This window comes from Streptomyces sp. NPDC042371 (assembly GCF_056437465.1).
In genome coordinates this window covers 182469-209009 of the sequence record NZ_JBWKAP010000007.1, presented here as the reverse complement: position 1 = coordinate 209009, position 26541 = coordinate 182469, and the positions used below count along the sequence as shown (strand labels likewise).

Below are 26541 nucleotides of genomic sequence, written 5' to 3'. Positions count from 1 at the left end.
GCAGTCTGCACTGGCATCCCAACGCCTACCAACAGGGCGAACGTTGCCTGATGCGGCCCTAGCCCAAGCGCGGCACTAGCCCAAGCAAGGCCGGATCCGGCTAGCTGTCCGGTCTGCAGCTCTCGGCGCCAGCTGCAGCTCTCAGCGCCAGTGCGTCGCTTCACCTCATATTTCTGCTGCGCAGGGCAGCCTGGACCGTCATGGCGTGGGCGCGGCAGCCAGGGGGTCTTCCTGCGGCGCTTCGGCGGTCGAGGCGAGTCGCTGCTGCATGCGCAGGTGACGGAACTCGTAGTGAGCACCGGACTGCCGTAGCACCCCCCTGCGGTGTGCCTCGTCGAGGAACGTCATGAGGCGCCACGGCAGCCGCCCCGTCAGCGCCAGCCAGACACGGGCAACCGCCAGTTGTCCCCAGGCGGTCAGCGCGAGTGCGGCGGTGCCCATCGGCACCCACATCTGCGCCGCGACATGGTCGAGCCCGCCCCGCGACGCGAACACCCAGGCCAGGACCACACACACCCCGCCCGTCATGACGGCCACAACCCCGGACCGGGACAGCGACGCCATGCGGTCCGTGCGCAGGGTGACCTGCGGATTGGCTGCCCGGATGAGGTCGGAGGGCGTGCTGAGCGCGCGGTAGAGACCCGACGTAGGACCGCCGATCAGCGCGATCAGGACTCCGCCCATGGCACCGGGGAGCAGGAAGCGGTCGAGCGGGTGCCTGGCGGCGCTCTGCGCGAGCCAGGTCCGGGACTGTTCGGGTAGCTCTGGCAGCATGTTCACCGCGTCGGCCGCGGTATTGCCGTCGACGAGTATGCGCAGGTCGCCCTGGGCAACGCGGAAGGTCACGGGTGTGTCGAGCGACTCGCACTTCTGGCCACAGCTCGGCGGGCGGCTGCCGTGCGGATAGGCCGTGGGCCGGGCGCCCGCGTGTGAGTACACCAGGATGACGGCGATCTCCGTCGAGGACTCGACGGTGCGCACGCCGTCAGGTGCTTCCTGGTGCGACCAGTTCCCGAGCCGCCTGCCGTCCAGGTCGGACGCCCTCGAGGTCTCCACCGCGGAGAACACGCAGGCGACGGCGCCCACCGTCCCGCCTGCCGCCACTCCGACGAGCAGGCACACAGCCCAGCCGTGCAGCAGGCCGGTCATGAAACGCCGGGCGATACGGCCCTCACTGGCATGGGAAACGCCCGTCCGCACCCCCCGGCGCCCCGCTGCCGTCCACAGGCACAGGGCCGCGGCGAAGCACAGGGCACCGGCCACCATCGGCCACGTGCCGAGGCCGTGCCCGAGCAGCCACGGCTCGACCATGACGAGCCCCGCCAGGGCGAGCAGGCCGCTCCCGGCCCGTGCCGCGAGCCGACCGGTGGGGCTGCCCGCCCAAGGCAGCCCGAGCGGCACCGCATGGCGGGTCAGCCCCGCAACCCCGAAGTACAAGGCGATCAGTACGCCGAAGACCGCGCCCCCGAACAACTCGGCCACCCAGCCGTCCGTGACCGTGCCGAACTGCAGCCCGAACTGCACGGAGCCTCCGGTGAGGCCATACCCGAGGGTGGCCGCGGCGGCCGTCGCCATGCAGACCGTGAGCTGCCGGGGCAGGGCCGTGCGCCCTTCGCGCCCCGCCACCGACACGGGCAGGAGCAGGGCCAGCCCACCGGCGAATCCGACCAGGTTGCCGACCAGATTGGCTGCCAGCGACGGCTTGTCGTCGAAGACGAAGACGTCGCCTCCGACGCTGGAGAGCAGAATGGGGGCAGCCAGGACGAACGTGATCGCCTGCGCGAGCAGGGCGGGCGCCGCCAGCCGCAGCATCCGCGGCACACAGAGGTACAGCTCCCACCAGGCAAGCCGTTTGGAATCCCGCCGCTCCAACTCCAGGGCCAGCCACGCCAGCCAGCGCCTGGCGTCCGCGGCGCGCCACCGGGAGTCGTCACGTCCGTCGCCGAACGCGGCCGGTACGAACGCGTCGAGGAGATGCTCTTCGATCCCGGCCACCGTCTCGAACCGAGGCTCATCGAGGAGCTCTTGCGGATCGCGGGACACATCTCCGTACACCGTGCGGGCCAGGGTCACCATGAGCGGGTTGGTGAGGATCTGCAGGAGCGCGTCGGCTGCCAGGGGGCGCGAGTCCTCCTGCAGGGCTTCCAGCACCGGGGTCCACACCGTCGTGCGGCGCTCGCGGGGGCCGCGTAACGGACGCGCGGTGCGCTCCAGATATGACTTCGCCTCGGCGAACTCCAGCGGCAGGAGCTCGAGGACCTCCGCGCCTGTGAGCACGTCGCTGCACGCGACCGTGGAGCGCCAGGACGTGGTCCGCGAGGTGACGAGCACCGGCATGCCGTCGTCCAACTCGGCGTTGAGCCTGCGCATCGCGGTGCCGTACAACGCCGGGGGCAGTTCGTCGAAGCCGTCGAGGACAGGCGTGATCAGCCCCGCGTCGAGCAGCGCCCCGGCCAACGAGGTGCCGTCGGTGGTGGCCGCCAGCGGCCGGTACTCCGCCACGAGCCGCTCGCGGAGCCAGCTGCGCAGCGGGGTGGTGCCAGGGTCCCAGGCCGCCAAGGGGAAGATCACGGGCACCGCCGTGCCGGACGTACGCTTCTTCAGAAGATCGAGCGTGCAGCACACGGCGAGCACACTCTTGCCCGAACCAGGGCTTCCGAGTACGACCATGCGCCGGGACGGCACCTCCTCGAAGGCCGTGGCGATCGACGCCAGACAGTTACCACCGGGCAGGGGCTCCGGCGCCGGGCCACCACACCGGATGTTCCGTGCGTCGTCCGCGAGCAGCCTGTCGGCCCACCGCCAGCGGACGTTCAGCGGCTTCGGGTCCTGCAGCCGCCGCAGCCGCGCCTCCTGCGCCCATTGGACCCGTACCGCCTCGGCGAGCGCATCCGCGGTCTGCCGCAGCACTGCGCCGAGTTCCGGGGGCGTGTCCGTGCGACGCAGGATGTCCACGAGCAAGGCCACGACGGACACGATGACGCCGACCACGGACACGACGAACGCGGGCCCGTCGTACTGCACTTCCTCACCCTGCGCTCCGCCGACCTGGCGGAGCGTGATGGCCAGCACGACCAGCGCCGCACAGACGACGCCGACCCACAGCCTGCGTCGTGTCCAGACTTCCCGCCCCCGCATGCCGTCCCCTCCGTACCCCTCGCCCCGTGTGGAACCGAGCGTTTCAAGGAGGAAGCACCTGGCGGCGGGGCAGTGCACTTCTGTAGCGGGGCGCATAGTGGTGAACGGGGGAGCGTGTACGGCGTGCGCGCGCTGGATGGGGCGTGTGGTTCAGGGGCGCGCTCCAGTGCTCACTCATCCTTTTCCTCCCCGGCAAGGGACTGGACACCCTCAGGATCCGTAGCGTTCCGGCAGAGCACGCCACGGAACTCCGGTCCGGACCCGGAACAGGATGCCGTTCACCACCGTGCGGTGGTCACTCCACCGGCCTCCCCGACCACCCGACGGCGGCAGGTGTGGCTCCGGAAGCGACCACTCGCGATACGTCAGATCCCCCCGCCGACGCACGACCGGGGCAGAACCTAGCCCCCATGCCGTGCGAGCGTGTCCAGGACGTCCGCAACCGGGGTGGGATCCAGAGGTCCGACGTGTGACGCCCCGGGGAAATCGTGCACGCGGAAGCGCTTGCCGGGTGTGGACGCGTCGGCTTCCGCGATCATTCTGTCCTGGAGCGCGGTGGCGATCGTACGGTCCCTGCCGAAACGCAGGTACGTGCGGGGAATACGTCCCCAGCGGCCGGACCGCCCGACCGCTCGGCCCGCATAGGCGGCGACGGGCTCGTCGGTCTGCATGCCGGCCAGCATCCGGCGGAAGTCGGCGTCGGGGTAGTCCGCGCAGATCATCTCCTTCAGGAGGGCCAACTCACCGCTGACACCCGTACGGAAGTTCAGCCGCAATACCCCGAGCCGGTCCGGGTCACCCACCGTCAGCTCCACCGGGCTGACGGCGTTCGCGTTCTCGGGCGCCGCTGTGCAGGCGTCCGCCGTGGGCAGGACAGGGCTGGGACAGAAGGCCGCCATGTAGCAGATGTGGTGAAGCAGGTGCGGGACGGCGTCGCCGACACGGCTGACCGACACGCCACCCAGGCTGTGCCCGACCAGCACCACCGGGCCGTTCCGCGCGGCCTGCCGCACGATGCCCGTGACGCGCGCCTCGTAGTCGTCAAGGCCGAGGCCCTTGAGCGGGGAGGGCTCGACCGCCATCGCTGCGAGGTCCTGCCGCTGGTACGACTCCGCCACGAAAGCCTCCGCGCCGTGCCGCGGCTGGTCCACCATGACGACGCGGTGGCCGCGCAGCACCAGTTCCCGCGCAATCGGCATCCAGAACGCGCCGGCGCTGTGGGTACCGTGCACCAGCACGTACGTGACGAGCCCGCGACGCGGGGCCGCCGCGGCCGACGAGGTTCCGAGCCCGGTGGCCAGCGACATGCCCCCCACCGTGAGTCCCAGCCCCCGCAGCGCCGTCCGCCGGGTGGCACCTTTTCGCTCTTCGTTCGTGTCATCCATCATGAACACAACGCTATGAACGCCCCGTTCGGCCCACCAGCGGTCCAGCACCCCCACAAGGGTGGCCCCAGAACCACCATCCACCCTGCCGTGCGGCTCGCAGGGTCCGCCCCGCGCGCCGTGAGCGACCGGACCGTCCGACACGAGAGCGGTCAGCCCGAGGGAACCAAGTCGGCCGTCCTGGCCCGGCTCTCCGAAGGGACCGAAACCGTCGTCTACCACTACACGAACGGCATGACACGACTCGGCCGCTTCGTCGATGGCCGCGAGACAGAATGGTTCGAGCCGGGAGACCCGTCCAGTCTCCGCGCCTACCGCGACTCCCTGCTCCGCGACGACCAGCGCTCGCCGCTCTCCGGCGGCCCCTAGCCGTCCGCTCCCGGCAGAGGCGAGAGCCGGGCCACGCTCGGCCGACTGATCGAACAGCACCCTGCCCGAAGGCCGCTACGCCTTACATGGCCCATCACTACGAAGCGGCTTGGCGTCAGAGTCGATCCGTTAGCAGGGGCGGGACGATCAGATGCCTCGCCCGATGCTCTGCCGCAGCCGTCACCGCGTAGGTGGCGGCCCCTTCCGACCTGGCAGGCCGCTCCAGGTCCTCTCGGCAAGCTGCGCACCGAGGGCACACGGGGTCGAAGTCGGGGAGCAGCTCCGAGTGCTCGCGTGCCATGTGCCGACTGAGAGCCAGCTGGGCAGACAGCCCCGAGTCGAACGGGTCGTGATCCATCGTCCGTGGCATGGTCAGCGCGGCTTCCGCGACTGCCTCTCGGACGTTGACCATCCGCTGGTAGAGGCTTGTGCACTGGTCACAGGCCATGAGCCACGCCGGCGGAACGGGCCACAGCTCGCCATCGTTCAAGTCATCCTTCGCCATGGGCCGAGCCTAGGTCGGATGACCGGGGCGGTGGGGGCGCTTCAAGCCAACAGTGCGGACTGTTGGACGGCATCGTGTGCTCCTGACGGTGGATGTCCTGGAGCACCTTCGCCGAGGGGCAGTACGCGGGGGCGTGCCGTCCCCGGAGGTCAAGATCGTGCCCCCCGGCTCCGCGCGTGTGGGGACATGAGGTCGGGGATCGTGCGGTTTCGGCAGCACAGGTCCCGACGCCGCCCCGCCCGGCTTTCGGGCGGGGCGGCCGCTGGCTGGCTGGGCAGAAGGGCTAGGGCCGGGGACCGTCGACCTTGCAGTGCGGGACGCCGAAGCTCGGGTCGATCCAGCATGTGGCGGTCTGGTCATCCTCGATCTTCGTCCACACACCCGCGGTCTTCCAGGACTTCGTGCCTTTGAAGTCCAGGATGTAGTCCTCGCTGTTGATCGTGAACGCGTCGGCATCGCGCGTAGGGATCGTCTTGCCGTCCCGCTTGTACTTGATCTTGTTGCTGTCGGCGCCCTCGGGCAGCTGAACCTGCCAGCACCTGGCGTGGACCCACTTCGGCTTCGTTCCTCCGTCGTAGTTCCACGTGTCGCACCAGTTCTTGCCCCCGCGCGCCCCCAATTCGTAGGTGACGTGCATCATCCACGGGGACCGGTTGTACACCTTTCCCCCGGGCCACCCGTCTCCGGCTGCTGCCGGTCCTGTCCCGGCCAGCAGGAGCCCTGCGGTGCTCATAGCCACCGCGCCGACCGTGGCGAGTCGCCCTCCGTGCGCGGGCAGTCTTTTCCCCCGAACGTTCATGCTGTGCGTCCCCCTCTTCCGTGTCCGCAGCCCAGCGCTTCTGTCAGGGCGGCGAAGCAATCGATTCGGCGACGCCAGGCTGGCAGGGGCGCGGGCCGAGTCAGAACACCTTTTGGCCAGACCCAAAAGGTTGCCCTTGATCACGTCCACCCTCGGGGTCACCGGCGCGCGCATGCTCGGAGGCTGGTCGTAGGTCAAAGGTCCGTGGTGAAGTGATCGGTGGCACTGGAAGATTCGTCATGTGGAATCTTCTCGTTTTGATGTGGACGCGTTCCTGCAGCAGCCGCTCGTCGCTCATATCGCGACGGGCGGGCCTACGGTGCGTCCTGTCTGGTTCCTTTGGGATGAGGGAGCGTTCTGGATCTTGACAGGTCCTTGGACCCGCTTGTTCGCCCGTGTGAAGGAGGCCCCGAACGTCGCCCTGGTGGTCGACGAGTGCGACCTCGCGACGGGGCGTGTCCGGCAGGTGATCGCTCGGGGCCAGGCCGAGCTCGTGCCCTTTGATGTGCCGCGGGGAAGGCGCAAGCTTGCCCGCTATCTGGGTGCGGACGAGGCTTTGTGGGATGAGCGTTTCGTGCGCTATCTGCACGATGATCCGGGCGAACGAGGCACGACGTGGCTGCGTTTGACGCCTGGCTCGCTCACCGCGACTGATCTCAGTTACTCCGTGGCGTAGTGACGGTGTATTTCACGGTGCACTTCGTGGCGTCGTTCCATTTGCTCCTTGGCGCGGGCGGCTTCGGGATGACGCGTTCTGTCACGTCGTTGCCGATCACGAGAGGCTGCCCCGCAACAAGAATGAGGAGCGCCATGGTGCATGACGTCATCGTTGCTCGAGGTGTCCGAGGCGCTCGTGCATCTGGGCGGATTCCCGCTCGAAGACCAGAGGCCACTGGGGATCGTAGTCGCGCGCGGTGACCTGGCCGTTGAGTTTGGGCGGGGCGGTGAGGTGGGCTGCCTCGATCTCCTCGACGGACATGGAGGTGCGCGGGATCTGGTGCTCGGGCATGGGGGTGGCTCCCGTCTTTGAGGTTCAGGGGCATTTGTCGCTGCTGCTGCTGTTGCTGCCGCTGTTGCTGGATAGGACCGGGGCTGAGCTGCTGCATCTTAGGCGGCACCCCCTTGCTTCACTGCGGCAGCCGGGCGGCCTCCAGCACATGGTGGCGGAGCCATCGCGACGCGGGATCGTCATCTACGCGGCGGTGCCAGCGCAGTTCGATCTCGGCGGAGGGGAGTTCCAGGGGCACCTTGTGCCATCGGAGGGGAACCTGTCGTTCGACGAGGTGTTCTGCCACGACCTGCGGGCCGAGGCAGATGAAGTCTCCCTCCAGAGCCATCAGGGCCGCCACGGCGAACGAAGGGACGACCGCGACCACGCGGCGGGAGCGGCCCAGGCGTTGGAGTGCGTCGTCCAGGGGGCCGTGCGCGAGGCCCCGGCGGGACGCGGAGATGTGGGGATGGGTGCACAGGTCGTCCACCGTGATCCGTGTGGCCCTGCCCAGGTCGGAGTGGGCCGCCACCACGGCGACGAAGTGGTCGGAGAACAGGGTCCGCGCGCGCACGTCCGGCGGAGGTGGGTCGGCGACGCCGATGTCGAGGTCCAGTGAGCCGTCGCGCAGTTGATCGGGTTCCTTGGAGTCCTGGGCCACGAACCGCAGGCGGACATCGGGTGCCTCGGCGGCGATCCGGTGGGTGAGGCGGGGCGCGAGGACGGGGCTGAGCCCGTCGTTGATGCGGATGGCGAAGGTACGCCGCCACGCACGCGGGTCGCTCCCGGCGGGGTCCATCCGGAGCTCGGCCGCGGCGTCCAGCAGCGCCTTGACCTTGGCGGCCGACTGCTGGGCGAACGGGGTGGGCACGAGGCCCCGGCCTGCGCGCACCAGGATCTGGTCGTTCATCGCCCGTCGCAAGCGGCCCAGGGCTCTGCTGGTGGCGGGAATGGACAGATGCAGGCGCGCGGCGGCCGCAGACACGCTGCCGGTGTCCATCAACGCGTCGAACACGCGCAACAGGTTCAGGTCCAACTGCTCGGACACAGACGTCCTTTCGTTTGCGTCTGACGCAAACTACAAGTGCAAACTATGCATTAGACATCAAATCAGGGGCGTTCGACAATCGTCTCCTCACTCCCGAGGAGATGATGAAATGACGGACAGCGAAGCGCAGTTGGGCGTGAGTGTGAGCAGGAGTCGCGGCGCGGTCGATGTCGATGTCGATGTCGCCGTCGTCGGCTGTGGGCCCGTCGGGATGACGCTCGCGGCCTTCCTGGGTAAGGCCGGACACTCGGTCGTCGTGCTCGAACGGCACCCCGGTCTCTACGGTCTCCCGCGCGCCGCCAGCCTCGACGGCGAGACCATGCGCACCCTGCAAGGGCTCGGCCTCGTCGATGAGTTGGCGCCCAGTATGCGGGCGCAGGACGCGTACGAGTGGCGCAACGGGACAGGTGATCTCCTCATCCGGCAGGAGTTCCGGGACGTCGGCGCCAGTGGTTGGGCCGACCTCTATCTGTTCCATCAGCCGTCCCTGGAGAAGGCGCTGCACTCGCTGTGCGCGTCACTCCCGAACGTCGACATCCGACTGGGCGCGGAGGTCACCGGCCTGGCCCAGGATCGCGACCGGGTCACACTGGATCTGGCGGACGGGGCGTCCCTCGGGGCGCGCTATGCCGTCGGCTGCGACGGCGGCAACAGCTTCGTACGGGGTGCGCTCGGCATCGAGCAGGACGACCTCGGCTTCTCCGAGCCCTGGCTGGTCTACGACTTCGTGCTCCGGCGCCCCGCGGCCGAACTGGGCCTGCCGTCGATGCTGCAGATCGGCGATCCCGAGGAGCCGACCACCATCATCACCACCGCTGCCGGGCACCAGCGGTTCTGCTTTCTGCTCGGTGACGGTGACGGTGACGACGACGGCGACGGCGACGGCGACTTCGAGCGGGCTCGTGCGGCGGACCGGGTGTGGTCCCGGGTGGGCCGTTACCTCTCCCGCGACGACGCCGACATCGTCCGCACCGCCACCTACACCTTCCAGTCGCTGGTCGCGAGGCAGTGGCGAGTGGGCCGGGTCCTGCTCGCGGGGGACGCCGCGCACCAGATGCCGCCCTTCCTGGGGCAAGGGCTGTGCTCAGGCATACGGGACGTACGCAACATCGCCTTCAAGGCAGATCTCGTACTGAGGGGAGTACAGGGCGCCGAAGTGCTCGACACCTATCAGAGCGAGCGGGAGCCGCATGTGCGGGGCGTGACGGCCACGAGCATGCAACTGGGGCGCCAGCACACCTTGCGAGACCCCGTACTCGCCCGGGAACGCGACGTCACACTGCTGGCCCGCCGAGCCGCGCTCCAGGAGCCGGACCGGATTCGGCTGCCCGACCTCGGCCCGGGACTGCTCGCCTTCGGCGGGGGACGGTTGTCGGTCCAGGGGCGAGTGAGTGACGGTCGGCGGACCGGGCTGCTCGACGAGGTGGTCGGTGGGGGCTTTCGGCTGCTCGTCGTCGAGCAGGTGCTGCCCCAGTTGCGTCCGGCCCTGCTCGCCTCGCTCGGCGAACTGGGCGTCACCGTCGTGGGCCTCGGGGCCTCCGCCGCCGGAGCCGTTCTCGCCGACCTGGACGGCACCCACCGGCGGTGGCTGTCCGACATCGGTGCCACCGCTGCCGCCGTACGCCCCGACAACTACGTCTACGCGGCCGGGCCGGACGCGGGCGCGGTGGCCGACCGGCTGCTGACGGCTCTCGTCCCCGATCTGTGCGCGTGAGGGCTCAGACGTACGCCGGGGAGACAGATGGAACCTCAACTCAAGGAGTCGCACGCCGTATGGGAAACCTCCGTGGAAAGGCCGCACTGGTCACCGGCAGCAGCCGTGGCATCGGGCGAGGCATCGCCGAGCGACTGGCCGGGGACGGGGCACTGGTCGCCGTGCACTGCGGCAGCAACGAGGCGGCGGCCGAGGAGACTGTCGCCGCGATCGCCGCATCCGGCGGCCGCGCGTTCGTCGTCAGTGCCGAACTCGGTGTTCCCGACGACGTGGACACGCTCGTGGGCGGGCTGGAGACAGGACTCGGCGCGCACGGGGAGTCGATGGTCGACATCCTGGTGCACAACGCGGGGCTCAACCTCATGGGTCGGCCCATCGAGGTGCTCAGCCCGGAGGAGTTCGACCGGATGGTCGCGGTCAACGTCAAGGCGCCGCTCTTCCTCACCCAGCGGCTGCTGCCGAGGCTGCGCGACGGTGGGCGGATCATCAACATCTCTTCCGTCTCCACCCGCGTCGCCTCCGCCCACGGCATCGCCTATCCGCTCACCAAGGGCGCGCTCGAAGTGTTCAGCCACACCCTGGCCAAACACCTTGGCCCCCGCGGCATCACCGTCAACTCCGTCTCGGTCGGCTACACCCACACCGACATGACCGCCGGGGTGCTCGCCGACCCGGAGAACGTGAAGCGCAACATCGGTCTGACCGCGCTGGGCCGGATCGGTCGGATCACGGACATCGCCGACGCGGTCGCCTTCCTGGCGTCCGATGATGCTCGCTGGATCACCGGCACCAAGATCGATGTCAGCGGTGGCGTCAACCTGTAGCAACCCGCCAGGCAGCGCCAGGCAGGGCAGGGTACGTACGATTTCCGCTCGCCGGTCACGTCAACCCGGCATCGGCCGTCGCCGCCGAACTCGTCGGGCGCGGGCACGAGGTGGCCTGGGCCGGGCAGCCCGGCGTCCTGGAGGGGCAGTTCCGTCTTCCCCTGCGCGGGCGCGCCCGCCATCGACGACCCACCCCGTGAGCTGCGCGGCGTGGCCGCACCCCTCCACCCCCGGAACAAGCCCCGGACCGTCCTCTCCAGGCCCCACCGCCAATCTCCGTCCCCTTCCCCCTCGACGACGGAACCGCCCTCGCCCTCGCCGTCCGACCCTGAGCCCCCGGAGGACTGCCTCACGGCCACCGGGAGGCCATGAGCCCGGAACCCACCGCCCGCTCCCTGGCCAGTCGGACCGCCGCGCGGTACACCACGAACATGACCCACGGAATCCCCCATGACGAAGCACGGAGGACGAAGGGGCGTCTTGCGGGCAAGGTGGCCTTCGTCACCGGCGCGGCCGGAGGGCTCGGCCGCAGCCACGTACGACGGATGGCGGAGGAAGGCGCCGACCTGGTCATCGTGGACATCTGCCGGTCCGTCGACACCGTGCCCTACCCGCAGTCGACACCGGAAGAACTGTCCGAAGCGGTCGAGGAGGTGCGGTCGTTGGGCCGCCGCGTCGTGGCGCGGCAGACGGACGTACGCGACCGGGACGCCCTGCAAGAGGCGTACGACGCCGGGCTCGCCGAGTTCGAGCGGATCGACGTCGTCGTCGCCAACGCCGGAATCGCACCGCTGCTGGTGGAGGACAGGGTGCAGGCGTGGCACGACGCCATCGACATCAACCTCACCGGCACCTTCCACACCATCGAGGTGGCTATTCCGTCGATGATCGACGCGGAGCAGGGCGGTTCGATCGTCATCGTCAGCTCCACGGCAGGCCTGGTCGGCATCGGCGGGGCCAGCAACGGGGGCCTCGGCTACGCCGCCTCCAAGCACGGCGTGGTCGGGCTGATGCGCACCTACGCCAACAACCTCGCCCCGCACAGCATCAGGGTGAACTCCGTGCACCCCACGGGCGTGGCCACCCGCATGGTCGCCGACCCGGCCATGGTCGAGTTCGTCGCCCAGGACCCGATGCTGTCCCAGGGGGCGCCCAACGCCCTCCCGGTGGACACGATCGAACCGGACGACGTGGCCAACGCGGTCCTGTGGCTCGCCTCGGACGAAGCCCGCTACGTCACCGGCGTCACGCTGCCCGTCGACGCCGGATTCATCAACCGCCGTTGAGCGCCGAGCCGCCCGAGCTGGAGATGGAGCGCCATGACCGATCAGTACGCGGACACGATTCTGGTGGGCGGGCCCGTCCGGACGTCGTCGGGCTGGGCCGAGGGGCTCACCGTGCGCGCCGGTGTCATCGAGACCGTCGGCGGCCGCGAGGACGTGCTGCGGCGGCGCGGACCGGACACGCGGGTGACGGACCTGGCCGGTGACACCGTCCTGCCCGGCCTGCACGACCTGCACGTGCACCCCATCTACGCCGGGATCCGCGAACGCCGCTGCAAGATCCCGCAGGGCTCCGGCCTCGCCGAGACCCTCCGCATCGTCGCCGAGCACGTCTCCCGGTCCGCCCCCGGCGCGTGGGTCCTCGGCGGCCAGTGGGACGCCTTCGCCCTCGGCGGCACCCCGGACCGGACCATGCTCGACGCCGTCGCGCCCGGCCATCCGGTCCTCCTGGAGGACACCAGCGGGCACAGCTCATGGGCGAACAGCGCGGCACTCGCGATCGCCGGTATCGGCCCCGGCACGCCCGACCCGTCAGGCGGCATCTTCGAGCGGGACGCGGCGGGTAACCCGAGCGGCATACAGCGCGAGACCGCCGCCGATCTGCTCGCCGCCTCGGCCCCCAAACCGGCCGACGACGAGGTCGAGGCGGCTCTGGAGTGGGCCCTCGGCGAAATGCTCTCCTACGGAATCACGTCGTTCACGGAAGCCGCGGTCGGATTCACCGCCGGGCCGCGGGCCGAACTGCGCGCCTACACCCGCCTCGCCGCGCGGGGAGCGGTGCGGCAGCGCGTACGCCTCAGCCTCGTGTGGTCGCCGTACGATCCGGCGTGCGAAGACGTGATCATGAAACGCAATCTCTACGCGAGCGCCCACATCGCACCCGACTGCGTGAAGATCTTCCTCGACGGGGTACCGACCGACAGCCACACGGCCGCCATGCTCGAACCCTACAAAGACACCGTGGAGGGCCGGGGCGACGACGGGAGCAGGCACGGCATGCTCGTGATCGCACCGGCCGTCCTGGACCAGGCGGTGACCCGGTTCGACCGGATGGGCATCACGGTCAAGTTCCACGCCGCCGGTGACGCGGCGGTCAGGGCGGCGCTGGACGCCGTCGAGGCCGCCCGCACGGCCAACGGACACGGCCCCTGCATGCACAACGTAGGACACTGCACGTTCGTGTCGAAGACGGACATCGAGCGCGCGTCGCGGATCGGCGCGACGTTCGAAGTCTCTCCCTACCTGTGGCGGCCCTCCCCGATCTGCTCCGACATCGCGGCCGCCGTCGGCCAGGAAGCGGTCGAACGCGCCTGGCCGGTCCGCGAGATGCTCGAATCCGGCGCCCTGGTCGTGCCAGGCTCGGACTGGTGCGTGGTGCCGTCGGTGAGCCCCTGGGCCGCCATGGAAACGCTCGTCACCCGGCAGGAGCCGGGAGGCAGCGCCGACCGCTTCGGCGCGTCCCAGGCCATCACCCTGGAAGAGGCCTTCGACCTGTTCACGGTCAACGCGGCGCGCCAGGAGGGGATGGCGCACCGCGTCGGGCGCATCGAGCCCGGCATGCTCGCCGACGTCATCGTCGTCGACCGGAACCCCTTCGAAGTGCCGATCACTCAGGTCCACGCCACCGAGGTCAAGATGACGTTCGTCGAAGGGGAGCCGATGGCTCAGCAACCCCCGCAGTTGTAGTACAGGACGTCCCAGTGGTTGCCCTCGTCGGCGTAGATGTTGCCGGAGCCGGACTTGTACTGCGGGGCGCCGTCACCGCGCGGGCCGATGTAGGTGAAGGTGTTCTTGACGTAGTTCGTGACGCAGGTGTTCTTGCCGAAGTCGAGCTTGTAGCCGTTCCAGTGGGAGTACGTGCCGCTCGCGTGGCCGGTCTCCGTGCCGCCCGTGATGTTGAGCGCGCACCCGCTGGCGCTCTTGAGCGTCTGGGCCCCCTGCGCGGTGGCGAGGTTGAGCTGGTCGAAGGACGTGCACGTCGGGTTGTTGCGGTCCGAGCAGCCGCCGGAGGACGACCAGGTGACGCCGGACTGGCGGAACATCGAGGTCGCGGTGGCATGGCTGATCTTGGTAGCGGCGAGGGCGTCCGTGGCCGAGGTGAGGACGCCGAAGCCGGGGGCGACCAGGGCACCGGTGGTGAGCGCGAGGGCGGTGAGCGCGGAGCGGATGCGCATGGTGGTTACTCCCTGCTGGTGACCGTGCTGACGATGGGTCGGCTGTGGTGCAGGTGGCGCAAGGAGATGGTGCCCGGATCCGCGCGTCCGGGCCAGAGGACAAAGCGGAAGGTGTGGCGAGCCGCTACTTGCCGTGCGGGCGGAGCAGGTCCTGTGCCTGCTTGTCGAGGGCGGGCGCGACGCTGTCGGAGAAGACGTCGACCACGTCCTCGGTCACGTCCCCCACCGGCAGCGGATTGCTCTCCTGCGCCTGCGCCACACCGGAGAAGGACAGGGCGGCGGCACCGGTGAGGGCGACCGCGGCCAGGACACGCGTCGTGTTGTTCATGGCTTGCAAACGATCACCGTCTTTGCGGGTCACGCGGGTCACGCACAGGCAGGTCACGTCAGAGGGTTCGACTCCAGCGATCCGAAGGCATAGGGCTGCCGCAGCTCCGCCGGAACCTCGGCCGTCGTGGTGTCCAGGGTGAACCCGGCCCGGTGGTGGGCCTCGTAGGCCGTCAGCCACGCCGCCCACTGGGCCTGTCCGTCGTCGACGGCGGCCTGAGCGAGGGTGTCGAGGGTTATCCCGATGCCGTACGCGTCATTGAGCAGCCACTTCGCCTGCAGCGCCGTGCGCAGGGAGCGGATCGCCCGGTCGGGGGTGGCCGCGGAGCGTGTCGACGGTGCCGACCACGTAGTGGCCGAACGACCGGGCCCAGATGTCCTCGAAGGGCGCGTCCGCTCCAGAGCGGCGCTGTGGTCGCCCTGGCAGGAGGAGATGACGGCGCACACCCACAACGCCCGGGCCCGTCCGGTCTCGTGCTGCGGGTCAAGGGCCAGGGCGGATTCGAGGAAGTGGCGTCCTTCGCGGAGGTGCCCGCACGCGAACCAGAAGTAGAAGAGGTCGGCCGCCATGCGCAGAGCGGCCGCCACGTCGGTGCGCAGACAGTGCTGCAGGGCCGCGCGCAGGTTGGCGTGCTCGGCCGCCGCCTGCCGGTAGAGGTGAGGCTGCTGGGGACCGAGTCAGCTCTCGCCGCCGCTCATGGCGAGATGCCGGTAGAAGTCCCGGTGCCGCAGCTGCAGGTCTTCCTGCTGGCCGAGGCGTTCGAGCCACTCCGCACCGTACTCACGGACCGTGTCGAGCATGGACGTGGTCACGTGTGCCCCTCCTCGCCGCCCGCCCGTTCGGTGAGCGAGGCCAGGTGGGCCGCATTGAGGTAGTGACGCGGCCGCCAGTGCGCGTGGTCCGGGTGGTCCCGCCACTGCTGGGCGACCCAGACCAGCTCGTTGTGGTCGAGCCCGATGTTGCGCCGCAGGGTCTGCAGCAACCCCGGCTCCTCGCCGCGCCCTTCGGCGAGGGCGCGGCGCCAGGTCCCGATCTCCTCGGTCAGCCGCATGGCGGTGAACAGCATGGCGTTGGTGAGGGCATGGGCGGTGAAGTGCTCGACGCTGCCAGGTGGCCACCGCGCCTTCAGCTCGCCGAGCCGGGCGCGCAGGAAGTCCTGCAGCGGGACGACATCGGCCTCGACGAGGTCGTCGGAGTACGAGGGCGGTGGCATCGGCGTGCGTTCCGCGAGCTCCAGAGCGCGGCGGATGTCGTCCTCGGTCGGTTCTCGGGGCACGTTTCCGTCCCCCTCCCAGGCCGCTTCCCAGGCCACTTCTGGCAACGTACGCCTGCAAGCCTGCCTAGGCCAGGCCCGCGTGACGCGGCCTCAGAGGTCGAGGACGAGGCGGGGCGACACGGCGCGGGACACGCAGGCGAACATGCGGCCCTCGGGAGCGCCGATGTCGTCGCGGTGCTCGGGCGTGCCGTCCAGGACGGTGATCTCGCAGCTGCCGCAGATGCCCTCGCGGCAGCCTGCGGGCAGGGGGCGCCCGGCGTGGGCGAGGGCGTCGAGCAGTGACTCGTCGGCCGGGACGGCGACGGTCTCCCCGGACCGGGCGCAGAACGCCTCGAACTCCGTGTCGGGGCCGAAGGTGCGGGCCACCGGCTGGAAACGCTCGGCGTGCAGCCGCTCGGCGGGGAACGCGGCGTCAGCCGCCGCCAGCATGGTCGCCGGGCCACAGCAGTAGACCAGGGTGTCGGGCTCCAGGGTGGCCGCGAGGGCGTGGAGGTCGGGCCTGCCCTGCTGTTCGGTTTCCACGATCCGCACCCGGTCCCCGTAGGAGCGGCGGAGTTCGGCTGCGAAGGGCATGCTGTCCAGCGAAGGGCCCACGTACACCAGCGTCGCGGGCAGTCCGGCGGCCGCCGCGGCGCGCAGCATGGGCAGTAGGGGAGTGATTCCGATGCCGCCCGCGAGGAACAGGTAGCGGGGGGCGGTGACCAGGGGGAAGTGGTTGCGGGGGAGGGAGACGACGAGGGGACGGCCCCGGCGCAGGAAGTGGTGGACGTACTCGGAGCCGCCGCGGCTGAGCGGGTCGTACCGGACTGCGACGCGGTAGGCGTCACGGTCGGCGGGATCCCCGCACAACGAGTACTGCCGGTCGAGCCAGTTGGGCAGCGACAGGTCGATGTGGGCGCCGGGGTCCCAAGGGGCCAGCTCCTGCCCGGCGGTGGCGCGCAGGGTGAGGGCGGCGACGTCCTCGGTGATCCGCTCGATGTGCTCGACGACGGTCTGTTGCATCGGTGATTCCTCGGTCGGTGGGGGCGGTCAGTAGAGCTTGCGGTAGGCGTCCTCCAGGGACGCCTCCAGCAGCTTCGGGTCCACGTCGACACTGAACTGCGCGGCCGCCATCTCACCGATCGACGGAATCTCTTCGGCGAGCGCCTGGCTGGCGGGGTCCCACAGCCGTGAGCGGACCAGCGCCCGCCCGCAGTGGAAGAAGACCTCGGCCACCTCGACGACGATGGCCAGCTCCGGCCGCTTGGCCTCGATGCGCATCCGGGCCAGCACATCGGGTTCGTCGGTGACATAGCCGCTGCCGTTGACGCGCAGCACCTCCCGTATGCCGGGGACGAAGAAGCACAGCCCGATGCCGTCGTTCGCGGCGAGGTTGTGGAAGGAGTCGGCGATCTTGTTGCCGGGGCGGTCGGGGAGGGCGAGGGTGCGCTCGTCGAGGACCTTCGCGAAGCCCGGATAGTCGCCGCGCGGCGAGCAGTCGGCGCGTCCGGCCGCGTCCGCCGTGGCCATCGTCAGGAACGGCGAGTGGGCTATGAAGTGGCGTACATGCTCATCGATGCGGTCCTTCACCTTGTCCTTGACCATGGCATCGGGCTGTCCGAGCCGCGCCAGAACCTCTTCCGGAGCGACCCGTCGAGGGCGTGCGGGGGCATGCGTCATGGCGGCTTCCTCACGGGGACGACGGCACGCGGCTGCGGGGCTCGGCCCGGTATCGCCGCAGTTCATGACAGTATTGTGAGCAATTACTCAGGTCGTGCGCTACTCGCTTTCACGGCCCCCCGCAGGAGGTGTCATGCCGTACGACGGCCGCGGGCTCCAGCCTCGTAAACAGCCCCGTCAGATTCGCGCCGAGCTGACCCGGGAGCGCATCCTCGACGCCGCTGCTCACGTTTTCGCCGAGTACGGGTATGCGGCGGGGACCACCAACCGGATCGCGGAGCGGGCCCGGGTGTCGATCGGGTCGCTGTATCAGTACTACCCGAACAAGGATGCGATCCTGGTCGAGCTGCTGATCCGGCACCTCGACGCAGGGATCACCGCCGTCGAAGCGGCCAGGCTGGACCAGGAGGCACTGCGGTCGGAGTCCGTCGAGGACCTCATGCGCCTGTACGTGGGACGGGTGATCGCGAACCACCGCGACGACCCGAAGCTGCTCCGCGTGATGATCGAACAGGGGCCACGCGCCCCGGAGTTGCTGGAGCGCGTGGCGGAGAACGAGCTGCGGCAGATCGAGGCCACCCGCAAGCTGCTCCGGAACCACCCGGAGGTGCGGGTCGCGGACGTCGACGTCGCGGCCCGGCTCGTCGTCTCCACGGTGGACATGGTGGTGCACAAGGTGATGGCGGGGCCCGGCGAGGTCGACGCGGCGCGGTTCGAGGACGAACTCGTCACCATGCTCACCGGCTATCTGACCGGGGGCCGGTTCAGGGGCGGGGCCGAGTAGCGGTGTCGAGGTAGAAGGCGTCGATGCTCTGCACGGCCGTCTCGAACTCCTCCAGGTTCACGGGCTTCGTCACGTACGCGTTGGCGTGGCTGCTGTAGGCGCCGGTGACGTCCTCCGGGGCGGTGGACGTCGTGAGGACGACCACGGGGATGGTCTGCAGGTCTTCGTCCGCCTTGAGGACCTTCAGCAGGTCCCGGCCGTTCATGCGGGGCATGTTGAGGTCGAGGACGATGAGGTCGGGCCGCGCGGTGCCCGGCGCGCGCAGATGCTCCAGGGCGGCGACTCCGTCGGTGACCTGAACCAGGTTGCGGGCCCCGCGCTCGGAGAGTGCTTCCTCGATGAGCATCGCGTCGGCGATGTCGTCCTCGACGAGCAGGACGTCGAAGGGACGGGCGGGGGTCGTCATCATTGAACGCTCCGTGCGTTTCTCGGTGGAGTGGTGAAGGAGCCCCGGCCAGCGGCGCCGCGCACCTTGACGGGTCATGCCGCACGCGGCGCCGATCTGCGGATATCCGGCACCCGCGTCGGCGGCGGCACCGGCCGCCGCGCGCTGGAGCCGCTCGGTGGCCTGCTGGAGATGGTCCAGCACGTGGATGAGGAGCAGCGCCTGCGCCGGGTCGTCGGATACCGGATCGTCCGATGCCAGGTCGTGCGTCGCCGGATCCGGGGGGCCGTCGAGCAGCTGCCAGGCGAGGCGTTGCGCGACGTCGCCGACCGCCGTCTCCGCGATGGCGGCCGCCTCCTGCGGAGTGGCCCGCAACTCGAAGTTCATGCCTGGCATGTCGGGCACTGTAGGTCCCCTCAACAGCTGGCGACAACAAGTGTTGTCAGCCTCTAGAGTATGCGGGCCGCAACTCCGACGCGGCTGTCCTGACGAGGAGTCCACAGGATGACCGGCGAGAAGCGGCGGCCTCGCGTGGGGGCGTTCTCCACCTGGACGACGCGGAGATGGCTCCGCGTCGGGGTGGCCCTGTCCCTGGCGATCCTGGCGCTGCTCGGCGCGACCGGGGCGTGGGTCCTCTCGCGCACCGCGGCCATCAGCAAAGACCTGGTGGACGTGCGCTCTCCCGCGCTGACCACCGCGATCCGCCTGGAAACCGCCATCCTCAACCAGGAGACCGGCATCCGGGGTTACGGCCTCACCGGCACCCCGGAGTTCATGGCCCCCTACCGGCGCGGCCTCACCGAACAGCAGGCGAGCGCCACCCGACTCGCCGACCTGCTGGCCGGCGACTCCACGGGCAAGAAGGACCTGATGGCCGTTCAGGATGCGGTGACGCGCTGGCAGGTGAGGATCGCCCGGCCGATCGCCGCGGCACCGCCCGGCTCACCCTCACCGCTGGCCACCGAACGAGCGGCGGAGGGCAAGAAGTCCTTCGACCGGGTGAGGGGCGCGCTGGACAGCCAGCAGGAGCGGCTGCGCGCGGAGCGCGCCCGGGCCAGGGACGGCCTGATGGCCACGACCACCGTGCGGAACTGGGTGTTCACCGCCATCGGGGCCCTCATCGCCCTGCTCACCGCGCTCGTCTTCGACGGACTGCGCCGCGGCATCAACAGGCCGCTGGAGCGGCTCGGTTCGGAGGCCCGCACCATCGCGGGCGGCGACTTCGACCACGCCATCACGTCGACCGGCCCCGCCGACCTGCGGCACCTCAGCGCCGAGATCGACTTCATGCGCCGACGCCTCGTACGGGAACTGGCCTTCAGCGAAGAGGCACGCCTGCGCCTCGACGCCCAGGCCGCGGAGCTGCAGCGCTCCAACGCGGAGCTGGAACAGTTCGCCTACGTGGCCTCCCACGATCTGCAGGAGCCGCTGCGCAAGGTCTCCAGCTTCACCCAGCTCCTCCAGCGGCGTTACGCGGGACAGCTCGACGACCGGGCCGACCAGTACATCGAATTCGCGGTCGACGGAGCGAACCGCATGCAGATCCTCATCAACGACCTGCTCGAATTCTCCCGGGTGGGGCGGCTGCACAACGCCCACCAGAGCGTCGACCTGGAGACCGTGCTGGCACGCACCTTGTCCGCGCTGAGCATCGGCATAGAGGAGGCCCACGCGACGATCACCCACGATCCGCTGCCGACCCTGGTCGCCGACCCCACCCAGATGGGCATGCTCTGGCAGAACCTCATCGGCAACGCCGTCAAGTTCCGCCGCCCGGGAACAGCACCGGAGATCCGCGTCACGGCCACCCGGGAGGGTGAACTGTGGCGGTTCACGGTCACCGACAACGGCATCGGCATCGAACCGGAATACGCCGACAAGGTCTTCGTGATCTTCCAGCGGCTACACACCAAGGACGCCTACAGCGGCAGCGGCATCGGCCTCGCGATGTGCAAGAAGATCGTCGAATTCCACGGAGGCACCATCGACGTCGACCCGGAGTACCTCAAGGGCGCACGTCTCACCTTCACACTGGCGCCCGAGCCCCCGGTAAGCATCGACCCTTCCACCATGCCGGAGGCCACCCGCGGCCCCGGCGCGGAGCATGCGCCATGACCTCAATCGGCTCAGCCGTTCCTGACGGGCAGATGTACCGCATCCTGCTGATCGAGGACGACCAGGGTGACGCCCTGCTCGTCGAGGAGCTCCTCCACGACACGGGGCTGCGATTCGAGCTGACCACCCGTACGACTCTGGCCGAGGCGCGCACCGAGCTGTCCGGCAGCCCGATCGACTGCGTCCTCCTCGACCTGCACCTGCCCGACGTGGCGGGCATCGACGCCGTCACCGCCGTCCGGAGCCTGGCACCGCACACCGCGGTGATCGTCCTGACCGGTCTTTCCGAGGCCCAGGCGGGCGCGAACGCGATGGCCGCCGGAGCCCAGGACTACCTCGTCAAGGGGAAGGTCGACGGGGACCTGCTGCACCGGACGGTGCGGTACGCGGTCTACCGCAGCCAGACCGAACGCATGAACGCCGAGGCGCAGGCCGCCCGGCTGCGTACGGAGGAGAACGCCCGCCTGGAACGCGGCCTGCTGCCCCAGCCCATCCTGGACACCTCCACGGTCAGGGTCACCACGCGCTACCTGCCCGGCGCGGCGTGGGCCCTGCTCGGCGGGGACTTCCTCGACGTCGTGGAGGGAGAGGACGGGCTGCTGCACGCCGTCGTGGGCGACGTCAGCGGACACGGCCCCGACGCCGCCGCGCTGGGCGTCTTCTTACGGATCGCCTGGCGCTCCCTCGTCCTCGGCGGACATCGCGGCAACGACCTGCTGCACCTGATGGAACGCATCCTGATCGCCGAACGCGGCAGCCAGCACCTGTTCGCCACGTGCACCCTTCTCACTCTCGACCAGAGCACGGCCACGGGCACGCTCCACCTAGCGGGCCACCACGAACCCCTCCTCACCACGGCGGAGGGAACCCAGGAGCTGGCCGCCGCACACGGCATCGCCCTCGGTGTCGTTCCCGGGCTGCGCAGATGGCCCTCCACGGTCGTCCCGCTCCCGGCCACCGGCGCCCTGACCCTCTACACCGACGGGCTCACCGAGGGACACAACGGAGCCACGGGCGAACGCCTCGGCGTCGACGGGCTGCTCACACTCATCGAAAACCTGCCGCCGACGGACCCCGCGGACCACGTCGACCGCCTCATCGAGGAAACACACGCGCTGAACGAGGGCCGTCACTCCGACGACCTCGCGGTGCTCCGCCTGGACTGGGGCGGTCGGCCCTAGCGGGAAGCCCTGAAGCCCTGCGATCCCTAGGCGGAGTTCTCCGCCAGCGCGATCACCGCGGTGATCCGCTTGCCCACGGGCTCGCGGTGCACCGCGAAGCTCTGGGCGAGGGCCATGACGATCTCCAGGCCGTGCTGGCCGATTCGGCTCGGGTCCGGCGGCAGGATCGCGGGCAGCGCGGTGCTGCTGTCCCACACGCTCACTTCGACGGCACCGGACTGCACGTCCAGGGTCAGCAGCGACGGTCCGGGCGCGTACTTGCGGGCATTGGTCACCAGCTCGCTGACCACCAGCTGCACCGTGCCCATCGACCCCACGGAGACGGGCAATCCGTGCACGACCTGCACGTCCGTCAGGAAACTGCGGGCCAGATCACGGGCAGCACCGATCTCGCCGCTCTCCTCGAACGCCGCGGTGACCGACAGATACTCACTCACCGGGGTCTCCCGGTCGTCCATGCCCGCCGTCCGGCCGCGGTCCGCCATACCAACCAAGCACTCCTGTTTCACAACGCTCCGTCTACCCAGAAAACATCAGAGCATCATCCTCAATGTGACCTGATTCCGATGTGCCCGCGGACGACCGCGCGATAACGCGTATCGCCGCAGGCAGCAGGGCATTCGGTCAGGGATGCATCCGAGCCCCCTTGAGCACCTTGTCGACCGCGTTGCGGGGGCCGTACATCGCCATCCCGACCAGGTCCAGCTGGTCCCCGGGCACGGCCCGTACCGCCGCGCGGTTGTCCCGGTCGTTGCCGGTGGTGAAGAGGTCGGAGGTGAAGAGGGAGCGGGGCAGGTCGCGGGTCAGGGCGCGGCGGTGGGCCGCCGTCACCACCTCCTTCGTCGCTTCGAAGACCATGACCGGCTGGCGGAACATCGGCAGATACGGGGTGTCGTCGGCGTCGGCGTACGGTTCGCCGATCACCTCCGGATGCCGCGTGCCGAGGCCGCTGACCAGGAACGCGGTGACGTTCAGCCGCTGCCAGGTCTCCAGGTCGTCCCGCAGTACCACTGCGATCTTGGTGTCGAAACGTACGGGTGCGCTCTGTGCGGTGTCGTTCTGCGTGGTGTCGTTCGTCATGCGTCCCAGGCTGCCGACCTTGGCGTACCCGAGTCTTGTACGTTCTTGGCATGCCGTCGCCGCAGGAAGTCTCAGCGTGGCGCCCGCAGGTCCCGGGCGTCGTGGAGGTTTTCCATGCGCACTTCACCGAGCACGCCTACCCGATGCACGTCCATGACGTGTGGACGTTGCTGATCGTCGACGACGGCGCGGTCCGCTACGACCTGAACCGCCGCGAGCGCGGCACCCCGGGGGACACCGTGTCCCTGCTGCCGCCGCAGGTGCCGCACAACGGTTCCCCCGCCACGGCCCACGGCTTCCGCAAGCGCGTGCTGTACCTGGACGCGCCCCTGCTCGACGAGAGCCTGATCGGCCCGGCGGTGGACGACCCCGACATCGCCGATCCGCTGCTGCGCCGACGCATCGGGCAACTGCACGGAGCCTTGGCGCGGCGGGGCGACGAGCTGGAGGCGGAGAGCCGCCTCGCCCTGGTCGGCGAGCGGCTCCGCGGGCACCTGCGGCCCCTCGCCCGCGTGTCCCGCCCTGAGCCGGGCCGCGGAGTGGCGCACAGCCTGCGCGAGCTCCTCGACGAGCGTGTGCTGGACGGCATGACCCTGGACGAGGCCGCGAAGGAAGTGCAGGCGCACCCCACCCACCTGGTGCGAGCGTTCAGCGCCGCCTTCGGCATCGCCCCGCACCAGTACCTGATGGCCCGCAGGGTCGAGCGTGCCCGGCGGCTCCTCCTCGACGGCCGACCGCCCGCCGACGTGGCGACCGCGGTCGGCTTCTACGACCAGCCCCACCTGAACCGGCACTTCAAACGGATCGTGGGCATTCCCCCCGGCCGCTATGCCGCCGGAGGCTCACTGCACCGCCGCCGAGCGGAAATGTTTCACCTGTGAAGTGATGGGCAGGTGGGGCAGCTGAGGCCGGACACGGAAACACGTGTCCGGCACGCTCTTTCTGCGGCGCCATCACCTTCCTGTGCTGCGCCCGGACTGAGCGCAGCACAGGAACGGACGGAGAAACAACCGTGATAAATCGAGCCCGCACCCGCTCGACCGCGCGAGCCGCGTCGTTCGCCGCCGCGAGTGGCGCCTTGGTGGTGGGTCTGGCCGCCCCGTCGGCGAGCGCCGCCCTCGGCCCCGCCGACGCGGAGTCCGGCAAGGCGTCGCAGGCCAAGGCAGAGGCCAAGTCGCAGGACAAGCGGCCCGTATGGGCGATCGCGCACCGCGTCCTGACCGTCGGCGGCGTCGACAAGGCGCTCGACCACGGGGCCAACGCGATGGAGATCGACGCCACCGCCTGGAAGAAGGGCTGGTGGGCCGATCACGACGGGCTCCCCACCAGCTCCGGCGACACCATGTCGGCGATGTTCGACCGGATCGCGGAACAGCGCCGTGCGGGCAAGAACATCGGGTTCGTCTGGCTGGACCTCAAGAACCCCGACTACTGCGACAGCGGCGACGCGAAGTGGCAGCACTGCTCGGTCGCGGCCCTGCGCGACCTGGCCCGCACCAAGCTGGAGAGCGCCGGAGTGCGGGTTCTCTACGGCTTCTACGGCACCGCGGGCGGGACCGGCTGGAAGGACGTGAGCCGCGACCTCACCGACCTCGAGGGCGTGGACATCAGCGGCGACTCGGAAGACGTCGCGAAGCAGTACGGCGAGTACGGCGGTGCCATCGCGAACAACCAACGCGTCATGGACAAGGGCCTGTTCAACCTCAACCTGCCGACCGTCCTCGGCAACGTGACCAAGCAGGTCCGCCTCGGCGCGGAGGCAAGGGACCGCGGCGAACTGGCGCGCGTCTTCGGCTGGACGACAGCGGCGAATGACGGCGACGCGACCAACCGGCTCCTTGACCCCTCCGGCGGCAACGCCGACGGCCTGATCTACGGTCACCGGGCCTCCTGCTACCCCGACGGCGTCTCCGGCACCGGCGGCTGCGGCAAGGGCGAGTCGGACGCGAAGCAAGCCCTCGGCCACATCCACGAGTTCGTCCGGTCCCACGGCGAGACCCGCCGCATGGCCACGACGGACGACGTCCCCTTCGGGCGCTGAGTACGTCGATTCCTGTCTTAGGCGTCCTGCGGGTACCACCGCAGTTCCACCGTGTTGCCGTCCGGGTCCCGGACGTAGAGGGAGAGCGCGGTCCCACGGGCGCCGAAGCGCTTGCCGGGGCCGTCCACCACGGTGAAGTCGCCGGAATCGATGACCTGTTGCCAGTCGAGGGGCTCGACGACCAGGCAGATGTGGTCGACGTTGGAGCCTGCCGGTTCGCCGTCGGGCCCCTCGATGAGGTCGATGATCGTGGTGGGGCTCACCCGCACGGAGGGGAAGGGGGCCTGCCCGGCCCGCCACTCGTCCACCCGCACCGGGTCGAGCCCCAGCGGGCCGGTGTAGAAGGCGAGGGAGCGCTCGATGTCGGCGACGTTCAGGACGAGGTGGTCGAAGGCGATGACGCGCATGGGAGTCTCCGTGGGCTCTGGGTGTTCCGGGGTGTTCCGGGCTGTCTGTGCGGGCTCTGGATCCAGCATCGCCTCTCATCGATCAATCGGTCCAACACATGGTTGTCATCCGATCCATCGTGTTTCACGATGGATCGATGGACCTCCAGCAGATGCGGTACGTCCTCGCGGTGGCGGAGACCGCGAGCTTCACCCGCGCGGCCGAGAAGTGCCACGTCGTCCAGTCCGCGCTCAGCCATCAAGTGGCCCGGCTGGAGAAGGAGCTGGGTGCCCGGCTGTTCGAGCGGACCAGCCGCAAGGTGTGGCTGACCAGCGCCGGAGAGGCGTTCCTGCCCGCCGCGCGGCAGGCTCTGGAGGCGGCCGAGCGGGCCCGGGCCGAGGTCGCCGCGGCGACCGGTGAGGTGCGGGGCAAGCTGACCGTGGGGTCGATTCCCACGGTGGCGGCCGTCGATCTGCCCGCGGTGCTGCGGGACTACCGGCTGCGCTACCCACAGGTACGGATCAGTCTGCGGGCCGGGTCCAGCGAGCGGCTCGTGGAGCAGGTGCGCGAGGGGCAGCTGGACGCGGCGTTCCTCGGCGTGCAGGCCGGTTTCCGGCCGCAGGGCGTCCGGGACCGGGAACTGGCTCATGGGCGGCACGTCGCCGTGGTCGCTCCCGGTCATCCGCTGGCCGCGGAGAAAGAGGTGGACCTGCACCGTCTCGCCGACGAGATGTTCGTGGACTTCGCGGACGGCAGCGCCGCACGCGCTCAGTCCGACGAGGCGTTCGCGGCCGCCGGGATACGGCGCGAGGTCGCCTTCGAGGTGTCCGGCGTCGAGCTCATGGCCCGGATGGTCCGCCACGGCCTGGGCGTCGCCCTGCTGCCCGCGTCGTTCGCCGCCGAACTGCACGGCCTGCGGTGCGTGCCGCTCATCAACGGGCCGGTACGCGTGGAGCGACTGGTCTGGAGCCCCTTCACGCCGTCGCCTCCGGCTGCCGCTTTCCTCGCCCTGCTGGACGAACTGCCCTGAGGTGCGGGCGAGTTGACCCCTTCAGCGAGCTAGAAATACCTCAAAACA

At 69.9% G+C, this 26541-nt stretch carries 28 protein-coding genes and 1 pseudogene; 12 read left to right on the top strand and 17 right to left on the bottom strand.

Annotation, left to right across the window (positions count from 1 at the left end):
• Window positions 1–198: 198 nt before the first annotated feature.
• The 3 genes and pseudogenes from AC068B_RS22665 to AC068B_RS22655 form a co-directional block, all read right to left on the bottom strand.
• Window positions 199–3138, bottom strand: a complete 2940-nt coding sequence (locus tag AC068B_RS22665; protein WP_478673480.1) for an NACHT domain-containing protein — start codon at window positions 3136–3138, stop codon at window positions 199–201.
• Window positions 3139–3351: 213 nt separating this feature from the next.
• Window positions 3352–3525, bottom strand: a pseudogene (locus tag AC068B_RS22660) (transposase); the annotation flags it as partial.
• A gap of 14 nt (window positions 3526–3539) precedes the next feature.
• On the bottom strand, window positions 3540–4445 hold the full coding sequence (locus AC068B_RS22655) for an alpha/beta hydrolase (protein ID WP_478673750.1): 906 nt from the start codon (window positions 4443–4445) through the stop codon (window positions 3540–3542).
• Window positions 4446–4643: 198 nt separating this feature from the next.
• On the opposite strand from AC068B_RS22655, the gene AC068B_RS22650 reads away from it, so the two are divergent.
• The gene (locus tag AC068B_RS22650) at window positions 4644–4892 is read left to right on the top strand and encodes a hypothetical protein (RefSeq protein WP_478673479.1); all 249 of its coding nucleotides are present in this window, start codon (window positions 4644–4646) and stop codon (window positions 4890–4892) included.
• Window positions 4893–5680: 788 nt separating this feature from the next.
• On the opposite strand, the gene AC068B_RS22645 is transcribed toward AC068B_RS22650, so the two are convergent.
• The gene (locus AC068B_RS22645; protein WP_478673478.1) at window positions 5681–6136 is read right to left on the bottom strand and encodes a hypothetical protein; all 456 of its coding nucleotides are present in this window, start codon (window positions 6134–6136) and stop codon (window positions 5681–5683) included.
• Window positions 6137–6437: 301 nt separating this feature from the next.
• Here AC068B_RS22645 and AC068B_RS22640 point away from each other — a divergent pair, with 301 nt between their 5' ends.
• The gene (locus AC068B_RS22640; protein WP_478673477.1) at window positions 6438–6872 is read left to right on the top strand and encodes a pyridoxamine 5'-phosphate oxidase family protein; all 435 of its coding nucleotides are present in this window, start codon (window positions 6438–6440) and stop codon (window positions 6870–6872) included.
• A gap of 147 nt (window positions 6873–7019) precedes the next feature.
• Here the strand turns inward: AC068B_RS22640 and AC068B_RS22635 are convergent, their stop codons facing one another.
• Together AC068B_RS22635 and AC068B_RS22630 are read right to left on the bottom strand one after the other, a co-directional pair.
• Complete coding sequence (locus AC068B_RS22635; RefSeq protein ID WP_478673476.1) at window positions 7020–7205, bottom strand: hypothetical protein; 186 nt, start codon at window positions 7203–7205, stop codon at window positions 7020–7022.
• A gap of 118 nt (window positions 7206–7323) precedes the next feature.
• Complete coding sequence (locus AC068B_RS22630) at window positions 7324–8232, bottom strand: LysR family transcriptional regulator (RefSeq protein WP_478673475.1); 909 nt, start codon at window positions 8230–8232, stop codon at window positions 7324–7326.
• 109 nt (window positions 8233–8341) lie between these two features.
• Here AC068B_RS22630 and AC068B_RS22625 point away from each other — a divergent pair, with 109 nt between their 5' ends.
• The 4 genes from AC068B_RS22625 to AC068B_RS22610 all read left to right on the top strand — a co-directional run bounded on the left by AC068B_RS22625 (window position 8342) and on the right by AC068B_RS22610 (window position 13739).
• Complete coding sequence (locus AC068B_RS22625) at window positions 8342–9946, top strand: bifunctional 3-(3-hydroxy-phenyl)propionate/3-hydroxycinnamic acid hydroxylase (protein ID WP_478673474.1); 1605 nt, start codon at window positions 8342–8344, stop codon at window positions 9944–9946.
• Between the two features lie 59 nt (window positions 9947–10005).
• Complete coding sequence (locus AC068B_RS22620) at window positions 10006–10770, top strand: SDR family NAD(P)-dependent oxidoreductase (protein ID WP_478673473.1); 765 nt, start codon at window positions 10006–10008, stop codon at window positions 10768–10770.
• A 431-nt stretch (window positions 10771–11201) separates the two neighbouring features.
• On the top strand, window positions 11202–12056 hold the full coding sequence (locus AC068B_RS22615; protein ID WP_478673472.1) for a mycofactocin-coupled SDR family oxidoreductase: 855 nt from the start codon (window positions 11202–11204) through the stop codon (window positions 12054–12056).
• 33 nt (window positions 12057–12089) lie between these two features.
• Entirely contained in the window at window positions 12090–13739 is a 1650-nt protein-coding gene (locus AC068B_RS22610) for an amidohydrolase (RefSeq protein WP_478673471.1), read from the top strand.
• Here AC068B_RS22610 and AC068B_RS22605 read toward each other — a convergent pair.
• The 7 genes from AC068B_RS22605 to AC068B_RS22575 all read right to left on the bottom strand — a co-directional run bounded on the left by AC068B_RS22605 (window position 13718) and on the right by AC068B_RS22575 (window position 17490).
• Entirely contained in the window at window positions 13718–14227 is a 510-nt protein-coding gene (locus AC068B_RS22605; protein ID WP_478673470.1) for a hypothetical protein, read from the bottom strand. The two genes, AC068B_RS22610 and AC068B_RS22605, sit on opposite strands and share 22 nt — an antisense overlap.
• A gap of 124 nt (window positions 14228–14351) precedes the next feature.
• A complete protein-coding gene (locus tag AC068B_RS22600; protein WP_478673469.1) occupies window positions 14352–14555 on the bottom strand; it encodes a hypothetical protein in 204 nt (67 codons plus the stop codon).
• A gap of 53 nt (window positions 14556–14608) precedes the next feature.
• Window positions 14609–15142: a hypothetical protein gene (locus AC068B_RS22595; protein ID WP_478673468.1), complete on the bottom strand. Its 534-nt coding sequence runs from the start codon at window positions 15140–15142 to the stop codon at window positions 14609–14611.
• A gap of 90 nt (window positions 15143–15232) precedes the next feature.
• Complete coding sequence (locus tag AC068B_RS22590) at window positions 15233–15367, bottom strand: hypothetical protein (protein ID WP_478673467.1); 135 nt, start codon at window positions 15365–15367, stop codon at window positions 15233–15235.
• On the bottom strand, window positions 15364–15831 hold the full coding sequence (locus AC068B_RS22585) for a hypothetical protein (protein WP_478673466.1): 468 nt from the start codon (window positions 15829–15831) through the stop codon (window positions 15364–15366). Before AC068B_RS22585 ends, AC068B_RS22590 begins: the two co-directional genes overlap by 4 nt.
• A gap of 90 nt (window positions 15832–15921) precedes the next feature.
• Window positions 15922–16833 (bottom strand): PDR/VanB family oxidoreductase, encoded by a 912-nt coding sequence (locus AC068B_RS22580; RefSeq protein WP_478673465.1) that lies wholly within the window; start codon window positions 16831–16833, stop codon window positions 15922–15924.
• A 27-nt stretch (window positions 16834–16860) separates the two neighbouring features.
• Complete coding sequence (locus AC068B_RS22575) at window positions 16861–17490, bottom strand: MSMEG_1061 family FMN-dependent PPOX-type flavoprotein (protein WP_478673464.1); 630 nt, start codon at window positions 17488–17490, stop codon at window positions 16861–16863.
• A 133-nt stretch (window positions 17491–17623) separates the two neighbouring features.
• Between AC068B_RS22575 and AC068B_RS22570 the strand changes: the two genes are divergently transcribed.
• On the top strand, window positions 17624–18274 hold the full coding sequence (locus tag AC068B_RS22570) for a TetR/AcrR family transcriptional regulator (protein ID WP_478673463.1): 651 nt from the start codon (window positions 17624–17626) through the stop codon (window positions 18272–18274).
• Here AC068B_RS22570 and AC068B_RS22565 read toward each other — a convergent pair.
• Window positions 18255–19055 (bottom strand): response regulator, encoded by an 801-nt coding sequence (locus tag AC068B_RS22565; RefSeq protein WP_478673462.1) that lies wholly within the window; start codon window positions 19053–19055, stop codon window positions 18255–18257. The genes AC068B_RS22570 and AC068B_RS22565 overlap by 20 nt on opposite strands.
• Before the next feature lie 108 nt (window positions 19056–19163).
• Here AC068B_RS22565 and AC068B_RS22560 point away from each other — a divergent pair, with 108 nt between their 5' ends.
• Both AC068B_RS22560 and AC068B_RS22555 read left to right on the top strand, forming a co-directional pair.
• A complete protein-coding gene (locus AC068B_RS22560) occupies window positions 19164–20774 on the top strand; it encodes an ATP-binding protein (protein ID WP_478673461.1) in 1611 nt (536 codons plus the stop codon).
• Complete coding sequence (locus AC068B_RS22555) at window positions 20771–21955, top strand: PP2C family protein-serine/threonine phosphatase (RefSeq protein WP_478673460.1); 1185 nt, start codon at window positions 20771–20773, stop codon at window positions 21953–21955. The genes AC068B_RS22560 and AC068B_RS22555 overlap by 4 nt, the downstream gene beginning before the upstream one ends.
• Before the next feature lie 26 nt (window positions 21956–21981).
• On the opposite strand, the gene AC068B_RS22550 is transcribed toward AC068B_RS22555, so the two are convergent.
• On the bottom strand, window positions 21982–22440 hold the full coding sequence (locus AC068B_RS22550; RefSeq protein WP_478673459.1) for an ATP-binding protein: 459 nt from the start codon (window positions 22438–22440) through the stop codon (window positions 21982–21984).
• 139 nt (window positions 22441–22579) lie between these two features.
• On the bottom strand, window positions 22580–23035 hold the full coding sequence (locus AC068B_RS22545) for a DUF2000 family protein (protein WP_478673458.1): 456 nt from the start codon (window positions 23033–23035) through the stop codon (window positions 22580–22582).
• Window positions 23036–23085: 50 nt separating this feature from the next.
• On the opposite strand from AC068B_RS22545, the gene AC068B_RS22540 reads away from it, so the two are divergent.
• A complete protein-coding gene (locus AC068B_RS22540; protein WP_478673457.1) occupies window positions 23086–23916 on the top strand; it encodes a helix-turn-helix transcriptional regulator in 831 nt (276 codons plus the stop codon).
• Between the two features lie 131 nt (window positions 23917–24047).
• Window positions 24048–25076 carry a PI-PLC domain-containing protein gene (locus AC068B_RS22535; RefSeq protein WP_478673456.1) on the top strand — a complete coding sequence of 343 codons (1029 nt, stop codon included), beginning with the start codon at window positions 24048–24050 and terminating at the stop codon, window positions 25074–25076.
• Window positions 25077–25093: 17 nt separating this feature from the next.
• On the opposite strand, the gene AC068B_RS22530 is transcribed toward AC068B_RS22535, so the two are convergent.
• Window positions 25094–25483, bottom strand: a complete 390-nt coding sequence (locus AC068B_RS22530) for a VOC family protein (protein WP_478673455.1) — start codon at window positions 25481–25483, stop codon at window positions 25094–25096.
• Between the two features lie 137 nt (window positions 25484–25620).
• Between AC068B_RS22530 and AC068B_RS22525 the strand changes: the two genes are divergently transcribed.
• Window positions 25621–26493, top strand: coding sequence for a LysR family transcriptional regulator (locus AC068B_RS22525; protein WP_478673454.1), 873 nt, complete (start codon window positions 25621–25623; stop codon window positions 26491–26493).
• Window positions 26494–26541 lie beyond the last annotated feature (48 nt).